Annotated in this window: 17 protein-coding genes; 5 read left to right on the forward strand and 12 right to left on the reverse strand. The window is 64.5% G+C overall.

The genetic code is table 11. The features are described from left to right. Positions 1-53 precede the first annotated feature (53 nt). Positions 54-608, forward strand: a complete 555-nt coding sequence (locus JQ573_RS29060; protein ID WP_249132499.1) for an endonuclease domain-containing protein — start codon at positions 54-56, stop codon at positions 606-608. A 126-nt stretch (positions 609-734) separates the two neighbouring features. Here the strand turns inward: JQ573_RS29060 and JQ573_RS29065 are convergent, their stop codons facing one another. From JQ573_RS29065 to JQ573_RS29105, 9 genes are all read right to left on the reverse strand, one after another. Then, complete coding sequence (locus JQ573_RS29065) at positions 735-1,886, reverse strand: ABC transporter substrate-binding protein (protein WP_212311730.1); 1,152 nt, start codon at positions 1,884-1,886, stop codon at positions 735-737. A gap of 103 nt (positions 1,887-1,989) precedes the next feature. Further along, entirely contained in the window at positions 1,990-2,409 is a 420-nt protein-coding gene (locus JQ573_RS29070) for a thioesterase family protein (protein ID WP_212311731.1), read from the reverse strand. A gap of 63 nt (positions 2,410-2,472) precedes the next feature. Beyond that, complete coding sequence (locus JQ573_RS29075; protein WP_212311732.1) at positions 2,473-3,234, reverse strand: SDR family NAD(P)-dependent oxidoreductase; 762 nt, start codon at positions 3,232-3,234, stop codon at positions 2,473-2,475. Between the two features lie 20 nt (positions 3,235-3,254). Further along, a complete protein-coding gene (locus tag JQ573_RS29080) occupies positions 3,255-5,126 on the reverse strand; it encodes a feruloyl-CoA synthase (protein ID WP_212311733.1) in 1,872 nt (623 codons plus the stop codon). Continuing rightward, on the reverse strand, positions 5,123-5,917 hold the full coding sequence (locus tag JQ573_RS29085; protein ID WP_212311734.1) for a crotonase/enoyl-CoA hydratase family protein: 795 nt from the start codon (positions 5,915-5,917) through the stop codon (positions 5,123-5,125). The genes JQ573_RS29080 and JQ573_RS29085 overlap by 4 nt, the downstream gene beginning before the upstream one ends. A gap of 257 nt (positions 5,918-6,174) precedes the next feature. Then, positions 6,175-6,636: a DUF3237 domain-containing protein gene (locus JQ573_RS29090; protein WP_212311735.1), complete on the reverse strand. Its 462-nt coding sequence runs from the start codon at positions 6,634-6,636 to the stop codon at positions 6,175-6,177. 88 nt (positions 6,637-6,724) lie between these two features. Continuing rightward, positions 6,725-8,029: a TRAP transporter large permease gene (locus JQ573_RS29095; RefSeq protein ID WP_212312880.1), complete on the reverse strand. Its 1,305-nt coding sequence runs from the start codon at positions 8,027-8,029 to the stop codon at positions 6,725-6,727. An 18-nt stretch (positions 8,030-8,047) separates the two neighbouring features. Continuing rightward, positions 8,048-8,557: a TRAP transporter small permease gene (locus tag JQ573_RS29100; RefSeq protein ID WP_092126276.1), complete on the reverse strand. Its 510-nt coding sequence runs from the start codon at positions 8,555-8,557 to the stop codon at positions 8,048-8,050. A gap of 229 nt (positions 8,558-8,786) precedes the next feature. Further along, a complete protein-coding gene (locus JQ573_RS29105) occupies positions 8,787-9,812 on the reverse strand; it encodes a TRAP transporter substrate-binding protein (RefSeq protein WP_212311736.1) in 1,026 nt (341 codons plus the stop codon). A gap of 268 nt (positions 9,813-10,080) precedes the next feature. Here JQ573_RS29105 and pobA point away from each other — a divergent pair, with 268 nt between their 5' ends. The 3 genes from pobA to JQ573_RS29120 all read left to right on the forward strand — a co-directional run bounded on the left by pobA (position 10,081) and on the right by JQ573_RS29120 (position 12,632). Then, complete coding sequence (pobA, locus tag JQ573_RS29110) at positions 10,081-11,250, forward strand: 4-hydroxybenzoate 3-monooxygenase (protein ID WP_212311737.1); 1,170 nt, start codon at positions 10,081-10,083, stop codon at positions 11,248-11,250. Positions 11,251-11,476: 226 nt separating this feature from the next. Continuing rightward, entirely contained in the window at positions 11,477-12,055 is a 579-nt protein-coding gene (locus JQ573_RS29115; RefSeq protein WP_212311738.1) for a glutathione S-transferase family protein, read from the forward strand. 121 nt (positions 12,056-12,176) lie between these two features. Next, the gene (locus tag JQ573_RS29120; RefSeq protein WP_212311739.1) at positions 12,177-12,632 is read left to right on the forward strand and encodes a PaaI family thioesterase; all 456 of its coding nucleotides are present in this window, start codon (positions 12,177-12,179) and stop codon (positions 12,630-12,632) included. 10 nt (positions 12,633-12,642) lie between these two features. On the opposite strand, the gene JQ573_RS29125 is transcribed toward JQ573_RS29120, so the two are convergent. Further along, the gene (locus tag JQ573_RS29125) at positions 12,643-13,536 is read right to left on the reverse strand and encodes a LysR family transcriptional regulator (RefSeq protein ID WP_212311740.1); all 894 of its coding nucleotides are present in this window, start codon (positions 13,534-13,536) and stop codon (positions 12,643-12,645) included. 120 nt (positions 13,537-13,656) lie between these two features. On the opposite strand from JQ573_RS29125, the gene JQ573_RS29130 reads away from it, so the two are divergent. Continuing rightward, positions 13,657-14,292, forward strand: a complete 636-nt coding sequence (locus JQ573_RS29130) for a pyridoxamine 5'-phosphate oxidase family protein (protein ID WP_212311741.1) — start codon at positions 13,657-13,659, stop codon at positions 14,290-14,292. Here JQ573_RS29130 and JQ573_RS29135 read toward each other — a convergent pair. Both JQ573_RS29135 and JQ573_RS29140 read right to left on the reverse strand, forming a co-directional pair. Continuing rightward, entirely contained in the window at positions 14,289-15,020 is a 732-nt protein-coding gene (locus JQ573_RS29135; RefSeq protein ID WP_212311742.1) for a glutathione S-transferase family protein, read from the reverse strand. The genes JQ573_RS29130 and JQ573_RS29135 overlap by 4 nt on opposite strands. Before the next feature lie 64 nt (positions 15,021-15,084). Next, the gene (locus tag JQ573_RS29140; protein ID WP_212311743.1) at positions 15,085-15,318 is read right to left on the reverse strand and encodes a hypothetical protein; all 234 of its coding nucleotides are present in this window, start codon (positions 15,316-15,318) and stop codon (positions 15,085-15,087) included. Between the last annotated feature and the right edge of the window lie 130 nt (positions 15,319-15,448).

Here is a 15,448-nt window from a genome sequence, read left to right on the forward strand (position 1 = left end):
CGCGCCGCGCCAGCGCGGAGAGAGCGTCACCCCACCTCGCCCGCTAGGGGAGGATGAAAGCGGGTGCGTGTTCTGATGACCCACGTCCGACCACGCTTGCATTCGCGCAAAGCTTGCGCTTCACTTCACCCTCCCCTGGAGGGGGAGGGTCGAGCGCGCGCGGCGATGCGCAGCATCGTCGGGTGCGATCGGGGTGGGGTGAAGCCGCACAAATGGTCTCAGCTTCGATCCGAAGAGCGGCTGCGAAGAAGCTGCGCGCGAATGCCACGCCGCACGAGCGGGTATTATGGCGTGCGCTGAAGGAGCTGCCGACGGAAGGCACGCATTTCCGAAAGCAAGCTCCGATCGGCTCCTATATCGTCGACTTCTTCTGCCCGGCCAAGCGGCTGATCATCGAACTCGACGGCGGGCATCACAACGACGATGAAACGGCAATGCGCGATCGCGAGCGACAACAATGGCTCGAAAAAGAGGGCTTCCGCGTCATCCGGTTCTGGAACTCGGAGATCATGGCTGACCTCGGCGCTGTGCTGGAGCGGATTTATGTCGAGCTCTACGGCGCTCGCGAAGCGGGAGCTGTGCCGCTGAAGCACCACCGACGACGATAGAGTGTCACCCCACCCCGCTTCACATCGCTCACGCGATGCGAAGCGACCCTCCCCCTCCAGGGGAGGGTAAGGAAAAGCCGGCCCCTCATCGGGACCGGCTCTTCGTTACCGCAGATCGCGACCAGCTCACATCGCCGGGACGTATTTGCCGTCCTTGACCGTCAGCAGGATGCGCGAACGGTCATCGAGGCCGTAGCGGTCCTTTTCGGTCCAGTTGTAGACGCCTTGGCTCGCCACGATCTCCTTCTCGGAGATGAACGCCTGGCGGATCGCCTCGCGGAATTCCGGCGTACCGGGCTTGGCGGTTTTCAGCGCCGTCGGGATGATGCGCTTCAGCACCTCGAAGGCGTCGAAGGAATGGCCGGCGAACTGGCTGCGGCTGTTGGCGCCGTACTTGGCTTCATAGGCCGCGTTCAGCGTCAGGCCCGGCTTCTTGGTCAGCGCGCTGTCGGCTTGGGTTTCCGGCGACATCACCGGGCCCGCCGACATGATGACGCCTTCCGCCGACGCGCCGGCGATGCGGATGAAGTCCATCGTGGCGGCACCGTGGGTCTGGTAGATCAGGCCCTTGTAGCCGCGCTCGCGCAGCGCGGTCTGCGGCAGCGCCGCGGCGGTGCCGGAGGCGCCGACCAGGACGGCGTCGGGATTGGCGGCGACGAGCTTCAGCACCTGGCCCGCGACCGATGTATCCGGACGCGCGAAGCGCTCCTCATCGGTCATGGTCAGGCCCATCGGCACAGCCTGCGCCTTGAAGTCGTTGACCCAGAGATCGCCGTAGGAATCCGAATAGCCGATATAGCCGACGGTCTTGATGTTGTGCGCCTTCATGTGCTCGTAGAGCACCTTGCCCATGATCGGAATCGACTGCGGCAGGTCGACCGACCACTTTGCGCGGGCCTCATTGATCGGGAACGGCGCGAGACCGAGATGCGGGATGCCGGCCTCGTTGGCGACGGTCGATACCGCGATCGTCGTCGGCGTGATGCAGGAGCCCATGATGATGTCGGCCTTGGACTCGGTGACGAAGCGCCGCGTGTTGGTGGTCGCTGCCGTCGGATCGCCGGCGTCGTCGAGCACGATCAGCTTCAGCGGTACGCCGCCGATCTCCTTCGGCACGAAATCGAGCGCGTTGCGCTCAGGAATGCCGAGCGCTGCGGCGGGGCCGGTGGTCGAGATCGAGATGCCGATGGTGATTTCATTGGTCTGCGCCAGTGCTGACGCGCCCGGCAGCGCGATAGCAGCTGCGAGCACTGCTGCGGCGAGAGTGGCCTTCCTCATTCATTCCTCCCTGCGGATATGTTCTTTGGGTTTAAACCAGTTTTGCGGGCCAATTCAGCCCCTTCTTTAGGTCATGAGGGGCCGCAAGTCAGCCCTGAACAAGTCAGCCCTTCAGGAAGCGGTCGATGATCTCCTGCGGAAATGGTGCCGATTTCAGCTTGGCGGGATCGTCCGGGTGGCGGCCGACCAGCACCCGGGTCTCGAATGCCTCGATCGCCAATGCCTCGCCCTTGAACACGCGGTGCACCACCTCGAAGCTCGAGCGCTTGATGCTCTCGATCCGGCTCTCGATGGTAATCCAGTCGCCATGGGTCGACGGGATGTGGAATTTCGCCCGCGTGTCGACCATGGGAATGCCGACCAGGCCGTATTTGTGGACGAGGTCCTGCTTCGAGCAACCGGCCGCTTCGAACATGATCGAGGTCGAGTCGTCGAACATCGCGAAGTAGCGCGGATAGTAGACGATGTTGGCGGGGTCGCAATCACCCCACTGGATCTGCACGTCGCGCCGGTTGACGAACATGGTCTATCCTCGGTTGAGCGTGATCGATCCGGAAGGGCGTTTTGTGCTCTTCCGGATCATGCTTCAGCGTGGCGCCATCCGGAGCGCGGCATCGAGCCGCACCACTTCGCCGTTCAGATAGGGATTGTCGATCATGTGCAGCGCCAGCGAGGCGAACTCGTCGGCATGCCCCAGCCGGCGCGGGAACGGGATCGCGGCAGCGAGTGAATCCTGGGCCTCCTGCGGCAGGCCGGCCAGCAAGGGGGTCATGAACAGGCCGGGCGCGATGGTCAGCACGCGGATGCCGAATTGCGCGAGTTCGCGCGCGATCGGCAAGGTCATCGCGACAATGCCGCCCTTGGAGGCCGAATAGGCCGCCTGCCCGATCTGGCCGTCATAGGCCGCGACCGAAGCCGTCGAGATCACGACGCCGCGCTCGCCGGTCGCGAGCGGTTCGAGCTTCGCCATCTCGGCGGTCGCAAGCCGCAGCATGTTGAACGAGCCGATCAGATTGATCTTGATCACCTTGTCGAAGTCAGCGAGCGCCATCGGCCCCTCGCGGCCGATCACGCGTTTGGCCACCCCGATGCCGGCACAGTTGACAAGCACGCGGGCCGGACCGTGCGCCTTGGCGGCAGCAGCGACCGCGGCTTCGGCCGCCGCTGCATCGGCCACGTCGCAGACCACAGGAATGCCGCCGATCTCGGTGGCGACGCTCTCGGCCAGCTTGGCGTTGAGGTCGCAGACCGCGACCTTGGCGCCCTGCGCAGCCAGACGGCGCGCGGTCGCAGCACCCAATCCCGATGCGCCGCCGGTGACGATGGCGGCCTGGTCCTTCAACTGCATGGCATTCTCTCCTTAATTGGTCAGACGAGTTTGATCACCGATGCCGGCGGCACCGGCGCATAGAGCGCTTCGATGATGTCAGTGCGATGCTCCAGCACCGCACGCTGGTTGATCGAGCCCTTGTCGGTGACCTCGCCGCGATCGATCGACAGCGGTGTGTCGAGCAGGATCGCCCGCGCAATCCGGTTCGACGAGCCGGTGGCGCTCGCAAGGACCCGCGCGAAACGTTCACGGAAGGCAGCACGCACCAGCGGGTCGTTGGCCGCAGCCGCGATGTCACCAGAGGCAAGCTGTGGATTGATCAGGCGGCAGCCATCGAGATCGAGGATCACGATCGCCGCCAGCTCGTCGCGATTCAGCCCCGCGATCACGACATCGCGCACCAGCGGTGCGCAGGTGCCGACGAAGCGCGCCCTTAAGGGCCCGACGCTGACCCAGGTGCCGCTTGCGAGCTTGAAATCCTCGGCGATGCGGCCATCGAAATCGAAGCCGGCATCGAGATCACCAGCGTTGGCGGGCTTCAGCGCGTCGCCGAATTTATAGAAACCCTCCTCGTCGAACGCCTTGGCGGTCAGTTCAGGCTGCCGCCAGTAACCCGGCGTCACGTTCGGGCCTTTGGCACGCACTTCGAGCTTGCCGTTGTTGGGCACCAGCTTCGCGTCATTGCCCGACACCGGAAGTCCGACATGGCCGGAACGGCTGGTATCGGGCCGCACCGACATGAAGAACGGCGAGGTCTCGGTGGCGCCGAGCCCGGTCAGCATCGGTACGCGATAGCCCTTCTCCTGCACCGCGAGCGCATCGAGGCTGTTCCAGATGAACGGCGACAGTGCGGCGCCCGAGAAGAACATCGCATGCAGCCGGTGGAAGAACTTTGCCCGCAGGCCGGCATCGTCGCGGAGATAGGGCAGCAGCGATTCATAGCCCTTGGGCACGTTGAAATAGACCGTCGGCGAGATCTCGCGCAGGTTTCGCACGGTCTCCTCGATGCCGCCGGGCATCGGCTTGCCCTCGTCGAGATACATCGAGCCGCCGTTATAGAGCGTCAGCCCGACATTGTGGTTGCCGCCAAAGGTGTGATTCCACGGCAGCCAGTCGACAATCACCGGCGGCTCGTCCTTCAGGAACGCCAATGTCTCGCGCAGCATCACCTGGTTGGCGCAGATCATGCGTTGGGTGTTGATGACGGCCTTGGGATTGCCGGTCGAGCCCGACGTCAGCAGGAACTTTGCGATCGTATCCGGACCGATGGCGGCGTGGGTCGCGTCGAGCCGCGGCTCTTCCGGCGTTGCCATCAGATCGGCGAGCCGCGTCACCTCGCGGCCGGGCACGGTCCCGCGGCTTGCCGCGATCTCGACATCGGGACCGACATTGGCGCGCAGCGCGTCGGCAAACTTGTCGGCGTCGTCGACGAAGACCAGGCCCGGCGTCAGAAGCTTGATGACGAAGCCGAGCTTGCCGTAGTCGCGCGACACCAGCGAATAGGCCGGCGAGACCGGGCAGAACGGAATGCCGGCATAGAGCGCGCCGAGCGCGATCAGCGCGTGATCGATCGAATTGCCCGACAGGATCACGATCGGCCGCTCGGCGGACAGCCCGCGCGCGATCAGCGCGGACGCGATGCGTCGGGTTGTCACCAGCAATTGCGCGTAGCTGATCTGGCGCCAGCCGCCGCCGGCTGCGCGCTCCGCCATGAACACGCGGTTCGGCTCGGCCGTCGCCCAGTGATGCAGGCGATCGGTGAGGCGAACGGGATAGTCGGCGAGATTGAGCTTGGGGCGAAGATAGATCGTGCCGTCGGCGCGGCGCTCGACGGTGACGTCGGGATTGCCGAACGAGATCGGGCGCAGCGGATGCGCACTCGCAGTGGACACAGACGGCGTGGCGTTCATGTCGGCTTCACCTTGGCGGTCTTGCGATCCAGGAACGCACGGATGCGCTTCTTGGCTTCCTTGTCGCTCTGCGCTACCGTCGCCATCAGCGATTCCATCAAGAGGCCAGTCTGCGGATTGGCCTCGGCGATCATCGGCAGCGCCTGCAACACCGCGAAGTTGGTCAGCGGCGCATTGGCGGCAACGCGCTCGGCAAGCTCCAGCGCTTTCGGCAGCGCGCCGTCGGCCTCGGTGAGATATTGCGAGAAGCCGTAGGCCGCGCCCTCGGTCGCCGAATAGACCCGGCCGGTCAGCATCATGTCGGCCATCCTGGGCACGCCGATCAGGCGCGGCAGCCGCACCGATCCGCCGCCGCCGACGAAGATACCGCGCTGGCCCTCCGGCAGCGCGAAGTACGCCGACGGCTCGGCGACCCGGATATGCGCGGCGCAGGCCAGCTCCAGCCCGCCGCCGATCACCGCGCCCTTCAGCGCGGCGATCACGGGCACGCGGCAATACTGGATGCGGTCGAACACCCGGTGCCACATCTGGGAATGCACCAAACCCTCGGTGGCGTCGCGTTCGGTGAGTTCGGAGAGATCGAGGCCGGACGAGAAATGATCGCCGACCCCATGGATCACGACGGCGCCGACCGCGTCGGGAATCGCGGAAAAGCAGTCCCGCAGCGCCAGGATGATGCCGTCGTTGAGCGCATTGCGCTTGGCCGGCCGGTTGAGCCCGACGGTCAGCACCGCCCCTCGCATCTCGATCCTGAGCAGCGAGGCATCACCCGCGTCGGCAGCGTTTCCCATGGCGTTATTGTTTCCTATTCAGAATAGTTATATTCTATAACTATCATCACAGGAGTCAAGACGGGCGTGGCGGCGCAGGACTTCACTCTCCCCTGGAGGGGGAGGGTCGGCTCACATGAAGCGAAGCGGAATGTGAGGCGGGGTGGGGTGACGCTCTCTCCACCCGGACAGTGCCCGTGTGGAGAGATCACCCCACCTCGCCGCGCATTTTCATGCGCGTCGATCCTCCCCCTCCAGGGGAGGATGGGAGCGGAGCCTCACAACACCTGATGCACGTCGATCACGACGCGGTCGGCGTGGCGGGCGGCGGAGGCAACGAAGATGTGCTCCATCAGCCAGCGGTACTTTTCGGCGCCGGTTTCGAATTTCGGCACGGTGCGGAAATAGATCAGCTTGGGGTCGACCGGTTCGCCGCGCTTGAGCTTCTCAAGCAGATCGACCGGCCCGAAGCGGATGCCCTTGTTCTCGACATAGACGACGGCCCCGTCGTCGGTCTCGAAGGCATATTTTGCCTCCAGCTCGATCAGCTCGCTGGGCCTGATGATCTGGAAGTCGGCGCCGAACGGCAGCACCTTGCCGTTGACGGTCTCGCCCCTCACCTCGCCGCCGATGATCGGAATGATGCGGCGGACGCCGGTGCCGATGTCGCCGGCGGAGGTCACCTCCGCGATCCGGGCGGTGATGGTGAAGACGTATCTGGTCTGAAGCTCGGGAGCCATGGAGAACCTATTTATTGAGGCATGATCCCCGCGCAAACGCTTGCGTTTGTCGCAGGGAAAACCGGGTCCCACTTTTCCGGGATCATGCTTAGCCTATCATGCGCTGCGGCAGCCAGGTCGCGAGCAGCGGGAACAGGATCAGGATCACCAGCCGGATCAAATCGGTGATCACGAACGGCAGCACGCCGACGAAGATCGTCGACATGTTGACGTCCTTGATCACGCTCTTGATCACGAACACGTTCATGCCGACCGGCGGATGGATCAGTCCGAGCTCCACCGTCATGACGATGATGATGCCGAACCAGATCGGGTCGAAACCGAGCGCGGTCACCACCGGGAACACGATCGGCACGGTGAGGATCACCATCGCCATCGCGTCCATCAGGCAGCCGAGCACCAGATACATCAGGAGGATCAGCGCCAGCACACCGTAAGGACCGATGCCGAGCCCGGTGAGGAATTCGGTGACGTTCTGCGGCGTCTGGGTGATGGTGAGGAAGTAGCCGAAGCACAGCGCACCGATCAGCACCGTGAACACCGCTGCCGCGGTGCGCGTCGCCTGCAGCAGCGATTGCAGGATGCCGTCCCTGGTCAGCTTGCCGCGGAGGATGCCGATGATGAAGGCGCCGACGGCGCCGACCGCACCCGCTTCGGTCGGGACGAAGAAGCCGCCATAGAGGCCGCCGATCACGAACAGGAACAGCAGCAGCGGCGACCAGACGTCGCGCATAGCCATGGCGCGCTCATGCCACGACGCCTTCTTGCCTGCCGGCAGGAACCCCGGCCGCGTCACGCCGATGATGCCGATCGTGATCATGTGCATCGCGATCGCGAGCAGGCCCGGCACCACGCCCGCGATGAACAGCTTGCCGATGTCCTGCTGGGTGATGATGCCGTACACCGCGAGCACGGTGGATGGCGGCAGCATCGCCCCGAGCGTGCCGCCGACCGCGATCACGCCGGTCGAGAACGATTGCGGATAGCCGAAGCGGCGCATCTCGGGATAGGCCACCGCCGAGAAGGTCGCGGCGGTCGCAACCGACGAGCCCGAGATCGCGGCAAAGCCGCCGCAGGCGGCGATGGTCGCAATGCCGAGCCCACCCTTCCAGTGGCCGACAAAAGTGTTTGCGGCGCGGAACAGCTCACGGCTGATGCCCGAAACCGACACGAAGGCGCCCATCAGCAGGAACATCGGAATCACGCCGAAGGAATAATCCGTCACCGTGCGCATCGTGGTCTGGCCGACCAGCTTCAGCGCCGGGGCGAAGCCGGTGAGATAGCCAAAGCCCGTGATGCCGACGAGGCCCATCGCCATGCCGACGGGCACGCGCAATAGCATCAGCGCGAACAGGCAGACGAAGCCGATGACGGCGACGGCCTCGGGACTCAAATCGAGACTCATGGCCGTCTACTCCGCAGTCTTGATCTTGGCATCATGGATATCTTCCGGATGGAAGATCAGGCGGTAGGTCCGGATCGCGATCAGCAACACCGCGGAGACGTCACCGAGCCACGACACCAGGAAGAACGGCCAGACCGGAACGCCGAGATCCATGGTGACGATGTGGCTGTTCCTGGTGTCGATCACCTTGTCGACCAGCGTGTAGGTCTGCACCGTCACCACGAACAGCAGCACAAGTGTCGCGAAGATGTCGATCCAGCGCTGATAGCGCGGCGAGGCATTGGCCCAGACCAGATCCACGGTGATGTGGGTGCCGCGATAGCTCGTCGCCGCGATGCCCCAGAAGATCAGGATGCCGAGCAGGAACTGGCCGAAATTGTAGTAGTCGGGGATCGTCACCGAGAAGAACTTGCGCATGAACACCGCGGTGAAGGTGTTGAGCGCGACGACGCCGACGAAGAAAGCCGCCACCCATTCGATCGAATCGATAAAGCGGTCCATGAAATTCTTGCGCACCGGCTCGGGTGGACCGGTGATCGCGCCGTCCTGGGAAACTTCGGCAGATTGCGTCATGCGTTGCTTCGATGAACTCCCTCGCCCCGCTCTTGCGGGGAGAGGGTTGGGGTGAGGGACTGCTTCCACGAGTTGTGAACGCGGTGAGACCTGTACCCCCTCACCCGGATCGCATCTGACGATGCGATCCGACCTCTCCCCGCAAGCGGAGAGAGGTGAAGGGGCAACGGGATCAGATCCCCGCTTCGTACTTCTTCAGCGTGGCCTGCAGATCGGCCTCGATCTTCTCCGCATCGCCGCCGGCCTTCTTCACGGCCTCGGCCCAGCTGTCGCGCAGCGGCTTGACCGCCTTCTTCCACTCGGCGAGTTGATCCGCCGTCAGCGGATAGACCTCGTGGCCTTGCAGCGCCTTCATCTTGGTGCGGCCATTGGCTTCGAAATCGGTCCAGGGATCGGTGACCTTGGAGGCCCATTCCGGCGTGCAATGATCGTCGATCACCTTCTTCTGGACATCCGACATCGCATTATATTTGGCGAGGTTAATGTTGTAGGTGAACACCGTCGTGTAGAGCGGCACATCCATGTGGTACTTCACCACCTTGTCGATGCCGAACAGGAAGATCGAGCCCCAGGGGAAGGTGATCTCGTCGGCGACGCCGCGCTCGATCGCGTCGCGCGATTCCGGCGCGGAGGCCTGCACATTGGTGCCGCCGAACATCTTCACCATCTCGCCGATGGTGCTCTGCGCGGGCCGCACCTTCACGCCGGAGAGATCGCTCGGCAGCAGGATCTTCTTCTTGCCGTGCAGCGCGCCCGGATCGTGGATGAAGGCGAAGCAGAGCTTGGTATCCTTCATCTCGGTTGGCGCGTATTTGTGGTACCACTCGTTCAGCGCCAGCGTGCCCTTCTTGCCGTCCGAGAACACGAACGGGAGCTGGCCCGCGGCCGCGATCGGGAAGCGGCCGGGCTGATAGCCGGGATTGACATAGGTGACGTCGGCGATGCCGTCGCGCGCCATGTCGTAATGGTCGAACGCCTTGCCGAGCTGCTCGGACGGAAACACGGTGACCTTGATGGTGCCGCCCGATGCCTTCTCGATATCGGCGGCCCAGGCCTGCGTCGCCGGCACCAGCGGATGCGCCGGCGGCACCCAGAGCGACACTTTGAGATTGACGGTCTTGTCCTGCGCCTGCGAAGGACCTGCGGCCGGCACGACGGCGGCGGCTGCCATCAGCAGCGCCAACAAACTCTTCCTCATCACCTCTCCTCCTCTCCAGGACGGGCTTCGTGCCCGGTCTCATTACTTAACATGTTATCTAATTCGCGCGGATATTCAAGACGAAATCCGCAGGGACGACGCCTCGTCGCACCCGGCCCCTCCGGCATCTTGCGCTGCGGCGAACGCGCTTGCCGCGCAAATCCGCCTTGCCAAAACTGTTATATGATATAGTTGCCTTGGCAAGTTGATGGCGACCGCCCCGGCGCGGGCGCCTGCTGAAAACCTATCCGATCGGGAGGAGCAGGTGTTGCGGACAAAAGTAGCAATCATAGGCGCAGGTCCGGCCGGACTGTTGCTTGGGCAACTACTTCATACTTTCGGCGTAGACAACGTCATTCTCGAGCGGCAGACCCCGGATTACGTGCTGGGGCGGATCCGCGCCGGCCTGCTCGAGGAAGGCACCGTGTCGCTGCTCGACAGCGTCGGCGCGGGTGCCCGGCTGCACCAGGAGGGCCTGGTTCATCACGGCGTCGAGCTGGCGTTCGGTGGGGCGCGGCACCGCATCGACATGCATGCGGCGACCGGCAAGACCGTGACCATCTACGGCCAGACCGAGGTCACGCTCGACCTGATGAACGCCCGCACGGCGGCCGGCCTGACCTCGGTCTACTCCGCCGCCGACGTCACACCGCACGATTTCGACACCGATCATCCGCGCGTCACCTACGTCAAGGACGGCGTCACCCACGAGACCGCCTGCGATTTCATCGCCGGCTGCGACGGCTTCCACGGCGTCAGCCGCGCCAGCGTGCCGGCGTCGGCGATCACCAGCTACGAGCGGGTATATCCGTTCGGCTGGCTCGGCATCCTCTCGGAGACGCCGCCGGTCTCGCCGGAGCTGATCTACAACAACCATGCGCGCGGCTTTGCGCTTTGCACGATGCGCTCGACCCATCGCAGCCGCTATTACGTGCAGTGCCCGCTCGACGACCACGTCGATCAATGGTCGGACGAGCGGTTCTGGGATGAATTGAAGTGGCGGCTCGACCAGAAGGCCGCCGACGAAATCATCACCGGCCCGTCGATCGAAAAGAGCATCGCGCCGCTGCGCAGCTTCGTCGCCGAACCGATGCGGTTCGGCCGGATGTTCCTCGCCGGCGACGCCTCGCACATCGTGCCGCCGACCGGCGCCAAGGGGCTGAACCTTGCGGCCAGCGACGTGCATTATCTGTCGCAGGCGCTGCGCGAATATTACGACGAGAAATCCTCTGCCGGCCTCGACGGCTACTCGGCAAAGGCGCTGGCGCGGGTCTGGAAGGCGGTGCGCTTCTCGTGGTGGATGACCTCGATGCTGCATAAATTCCCCGACGAGGGCGAATTCGCCGCGCGCATCCAGATCGCCGAGCTCGACTATCTCGTCAGTTCGAAGGCGGCGTCGACCTCGCTGTCGGAGAACTATGTGGGGCTGCCGTTCTAGCGGGAGCGGCTTTGCTTGCTTTGCTTGCAATTTTCGTCCCGTCATCCTGAGGTGCGAGCGGAGCGAGCCTCGAAGGATGCACGGCCACCAGCCGGGCCGTCGACCCTTCGAGGGCCGCTGAAGAAGCGGCCACCTCAGGGTGACGGAGATAGAATTTCGCTCGCCGCTAGGCAGTCCCTCCTGAAAGCCCTAGCATCGCGAGTGTTCCCGGCTAGGAGCAGCCGCCATGCTCACCCTCTATTTCGCACCGGGCGCCAGCTCGATGGCAGTGCATATCGCCCTGCACGAGATCGGCACGGGCTTCGAGGCGCGCCCGATGTCGTTCAAGCGCAACGACATGCAAGCGCCCGACTATCTCGCGCTCAATCCGGAAGGCAAGGTCCCGACGCTCCTGATCGACGGCCGCCCGATGACCGAGGTCGCGGCGATCCTGTTCTATCTCGCGAGGCGATTCCCCGAAGCTGAGCTGCTGCCGCGCGACGATATCGAGGCCGAGGCGCAGGCGCTGTCGTGGATGTCCTTCATCGCCTCGACGCTGCATCCGGCAAGGGCGCGCGGGCTCGACTACGCGAAGGCGGTCTGGGGCATCGCCGACCGCCGGCTCGGTCACGGCTGGGCGATCGGCAGCTATTCGATCGCCGACATCCATCTGTTCCGCCTGTACTGGCGGCTCGCCAATTCGCTGAAGCTGCCGCTGGAGACGTTCTCCAACCTCACGGCGCATTACGAGAAGATGATGGCGCGCCCGGCGGTGCAGAAGACGATCGAGATCGAGAGCGAAGTCGGCTACGAATTGCCGGCGTGACCAGTCGGCGCGTCGCGCTTTCAAACACCCACGCAAATCCCGTTTAAAACTTTGTAGGCGGTGAAACCGCGATCGACATCGCGTTCAATGGCGTCAACGCAACGCCATGCACGAGATTCAGATGACCACCGATACGCAGGTCGCCCCCGACATTCCCCAAGACGTCCCCGAAGGCTTCGAGCCGCTGTTCCGCAAGAGCCCGCTCACCGAGCCCTGGGAGCCGCTTTATGCAAAGAAGACCGAGCGATCCGTCATCATCGGCCTACGGCTGGCGAGGCCGCACACCAACGGCCGCGGCCTGATCCATGGCGGGCTGATCGCAGCACTTTCCGACAATGCGATGGGCTATAGCTGCGGCCACGCGACCGGCTGGACCACCTCGTATGTGACGATCTCGCTCACGGTTGATTTCGTCGGCTCCGCCAATGTCGGGCAGTGGCTCGCAATCGAGAGCGATGTGATCAAGACCGGCAGCACGATCTGCTTCGCGCAGAGCCTGATCAAGGCCGACGGCGTCACGATCGCGCGCGCCAGCGGCACGTTCCGCGTGGTGCCGAAGAAGGCGCCGGTCAGCTAGGCGCTTGGCGCTAACCGAACTGCCAGTCGGTGATCTCGGTGACGAGATCGATGAAGGTCCGCACCTTGGCCGACAACAGCCGGGATGTCGGGTAGACGACATGGATCGGCACCGGCGGCTGCTCGAATTCGGCGAGCACGATCCTGAGCCGCTGCGCCTTCAGCGATTCGGCGGCCTGGTAGGCCATCACCCGAGTCAGTCCGCCGTCCTGCTCGGCGTACTGGATGGCAGCGTCCGAGCTGTTGCTGGTGAAGCGTGGCGTCGGCGTGATGCGGATCTCCTGGCCGTCCTCAACGAAGCGCCAATCCGGCGTCGCGGTCATCGCGCCGAACTGGATGGTGTCATGGGCGGTGAGGTCCGCCGGCCGCTTCGGCTCGCCGCGAAGCTTGAGATAGCCGGCCGAAGCCACCACGATGCGGCGCATCTGGCCGACATGGCGCGCCACCAGCGTCGAATCCGGCAAGTGCCCGAGCCTGACCGCGAGGTCGACGCCGTCCTCGACGAGGTTGATCCGGCGGTCCGACAGCCGCAGGTCGACGCCAACATCGGGATAGCGTTTGAGGTAGGCGGTCACGACCGGGCTGACATGGAGCCGCCCGAAGCCGAACGGCGCCGAGATCACCAAGCGGCCTTCGGGGCGGGTGCGCTCGCTCTCTACCGCGTCCTCGGCCTCCTCGACGTCGGCAAGGATCCGCCGCGCCCGCTCCAAATAGCGCGAGCCGGCGTCGGTCAGCGTCACCTGCCGCGTGGTCCGCTGCAGCAGCCGCGCACCGAGCCGCTCCTCCAGCGCCGCGATCAGCCGCGTGATGGCTGACGGAGACAGGCCGAGCTTGCGGGCGGCGGGGGCAAACCCCTCGAGGTCCGCCACCGCGACGAAGGCCTGCATGGCGTCGATCCGGTCCATGACACTATTGCATAATCGGCAACAGTGAAGTGTCAATTCCCAAGATTGCCTACGATCCGGAAATACCCACCTTAGCGGGCCGAGGACGGCCGCTTTGTCGCCCGTGGGCGGGAGGCTGAGATGTCAGAGGTTCGCAGCTATTCGAGCGATGTCGGGTTCACCCCGGCGGTGAAGGAAATTCAGACCCGCAAGGGCTCGCGCGAGACCTATGCCGAGGTCGAGGCCCATGGCGGCTGGCAAACCGAGGTCGACGAGAACCTCACCGCCTTCCTCGCCAACACCAACAGCTTCTATCTCGCCACCGCCTCGGCCGGCGGCCAGCCTTACATCCAGCACCGCGGCGGGCCGAAGGGTTTCATCAAGGTGCTCGACAAGCACACCATCGCGTTCGCCGATTACAGCGGCAACCGGCAATTCATCACCCAGGGCAATCTCTCGGAGAACCCGAAGGCCTACATCTTCGTGATGAACTACGCGTACCGGCAGCGCGTGAAGATCTGGGGCGAGGCGCGGGTGGTTGAAGACGATCCGGCGCTGACCCGTTCGCTGATGCCGCAGGGCTATCGCGCGCGGCCCGAGCAGGTGATCCTGTTCAAGGTCGCGGCGTGGGACACCAACTGCCCGCAGCACATCCCACAGAAGTTCGATGCGGCCGATGTGGCCAGCGCGCTCGCCTCGCGCGACCAGCGCATCGCCGAGCTCGAGGCGGAGCTCGCCGCGTTGAAGGGCGAGCCCGCTCCAGCCCCAGCCGGTTAGGCCGCCTGCTGCTGCAGCGGCGCCCAGGCGAACTCCGGATAATATTGCTGCATCATCCGGCCGACATAGGCGGTGAGATTGTCGAATTTCTCGGTGCGCTCGCGCAGCGGCGAATCGAAGAACGGCGTCAGGATTCCCGCGAGCGCGCCGAACGCGGTGGCGTCGGTGCCGCACGGCGCGTTCCCCATCAGGTACGGCTTGTCGCCGAGCTGCACCGACAGCGCAAACAGCGAGCGGAGCGCGAGATCGACGTCCTCATCGGGTCCGTGGCGGCCAAGCCCGCTCAACAGATAGTTCTCGGCGACGCGGAACTGGGCGTCCTCGCGCATCTTGTCGCGCATGTGGTCGGGCGCGCCGTCGAAGAAATGCGCCGGCCCCTTGGCAAAATTGGTGTCGTCGACCCAGCGCGCGCCGACCAGCGCCCAGTAGACGTGATGCTCGATCATGCGCTCGAAGGCCCAGGCCTGCGCGCGCGCCTGCAAGCTCAGCGGCGCGTCGAAATCGAAGCCGTATTTGCCCTCGATATGGGCGCGGATGAAGGTCGAATCGGCGATCGTCTCGCCGTCATCGGCGATGAAGGGCAACTGGCCCTTGGGAGAGGCCGGCGGCGTCGCCTTCTCCTTGCGATACTCAAGCCCGGCCATCTTGAGCTGGACCTCGGTCTTGGTCACGAAGGGGCTGATTTCCGGCAAGCCGAAGCCCGTGCCAAAGCCAAAAAGCGTAATCATATGAAGCTCCCGATCGCCTGTGGTCGTGAATTGAAGCTAGCTGCCCCCTGCTGCCAGCATGGTGTCAGCAGTAGTGGCATTCAGTGTCGAGCGGGCCGACGGGCGCGAGGCGGCGAACCGCCTCGCGAACGCGCTTGACCAGCCGTGCCCGCCCGTAGGACCAGGCGGCACTGATCGACTGTGCGACCAGAGCGACCAGGGCCCAGCGCAGGTCGCCGGAGGTGGAGTAGACCGTGACCAGCTGTTCCAGCGCGAAGCTCTGCGCCTGCCGGAAACCGAGTTCATCAAGATTCGTCATGGACAAATTCCCTTCACTTGAGGTGTTGTCCTGCTATAGCCCCCACCTGCTGCCAACATGCTGTCAGCAGCAGTGACAGGGGGCGCGAAAAGCCGACGCGCCGAGACACTGCGAGACCCGTCAAGACACT

This window comes from Bradyrhizobium sp. AUGA SZCCT0105, assembly GCF_018129565.1.
In the GTDB taxonomy this organism is placed as follows: Bacteria; Pseudomonadota; Alphaproteobacteria; order Rhizobiales; family Xanthobacteraceae; genus Bradyrhizobium.

Excerpts from the sequence above, each read along its gene's own strand:
- JQ573_RS29060 (WP_249132499.1), top strand. The coding sequence starts at position 54 with ATGAAAGCGGGTGCGTGTTCTGATGACCCACGTCCGACCACGCTTGCA.
- JQ573_RS29065 (WP_212311730.1), bottom strand. The coding sequence starts at position 1,886 with ATGAGGAAGGCCACTCTCGCCGCAGCAGTGCTCGCAGCTGCTATCGCG.
- JQ573_RS29070 (WP_212311731.1), bottom strand. The coding sequence starts at position 2,409 with ATGTTCGTCAACCGGCGCGACGTGCAGATCCAGTGGGGTGATTGCGAC.
- JQ573_RS29075 (WP_212311732.1), bottom strand. The coding sequence starts at position 3,234 with ATGCAGTTGAAGGACCAGGCCGCCATCGTCACCGGCGGCGCATCGGGA.
- JQ573_RS29080 (WP_212311733.1), bottom strand. The coding sequence starts at position 5,126 with ATGAACGCCACGCCGTCTGTGTCCACTGCGAGTGCGCATCCGCTGCGC.
- JQ573_RS29085 (WP_212311734.1), bottom strand. The coding sequence starts at position 5,917 with ATGGGAAACGCTGCCGACGCGGGTGATGCCTCGCTGCTCAGGATCGAG.
- JQ573_RS29090 (WP_212311735.1), bottom strand. The coding sequence starts at position 6,636 with ATGGCTCCCGAGCTTCAGACCAGATACGTCTTCACCATCACCGCCCGG.
- JQ573_RS29105 (WP_212311736.1), bottom strand. The coding sequence starts at position 9,812 with ATGAGGAAGAGTTTGTTGGCGCTGCTGATGGCAGCCGCCGCCGTCGTG.
- JQ573_RS29115 (WP_212311738.1), top strand. The coding sequence starts at position 11,477 with ATGCTCACCCTCTATTTCGCACCGGGCGCCAGCTCGATGGCAGTGCAT.
- JQ573_RS29120 (WP_212311739.1), top strand. The coding sequence starts at position 12,177 with ATGACCACCGATACGCAGGTCGCCCCCGACATTCCCCAAGACGTCCCC.
- JQ573_RS29125 (WP_212311740.1), bottom strand. The coding sequence starts at position 13,536 with ATGGACCGGATCGACGCCATGCAGGCCTTCGTCGCGGTGGCGGACCTC.
- JQ573_RS29130 (WP_212311741.1), top strand. The coding sequence starts at position 13,657 with ATGTCAGAGGTTCGCAGCTATTCGAGCGATGTCGGGTTCACCCCGGCG.
- JQ573_RS29135 (WP_212311742.1), bottom strand. The coding sequence starts at position 15,020 with ATGATTACGCTTTTTGGCTTTGGCACGGGCTTCGGCTTGCCGGAAATC.
- JQ573_RS29140 (WP_212311743.1), bottom strand. The coding sequence starts at position 15,318 with ATGACGAATCTTGATGAACTCGGTTTCCGGCAGGCGCAGAGCTTCGCG.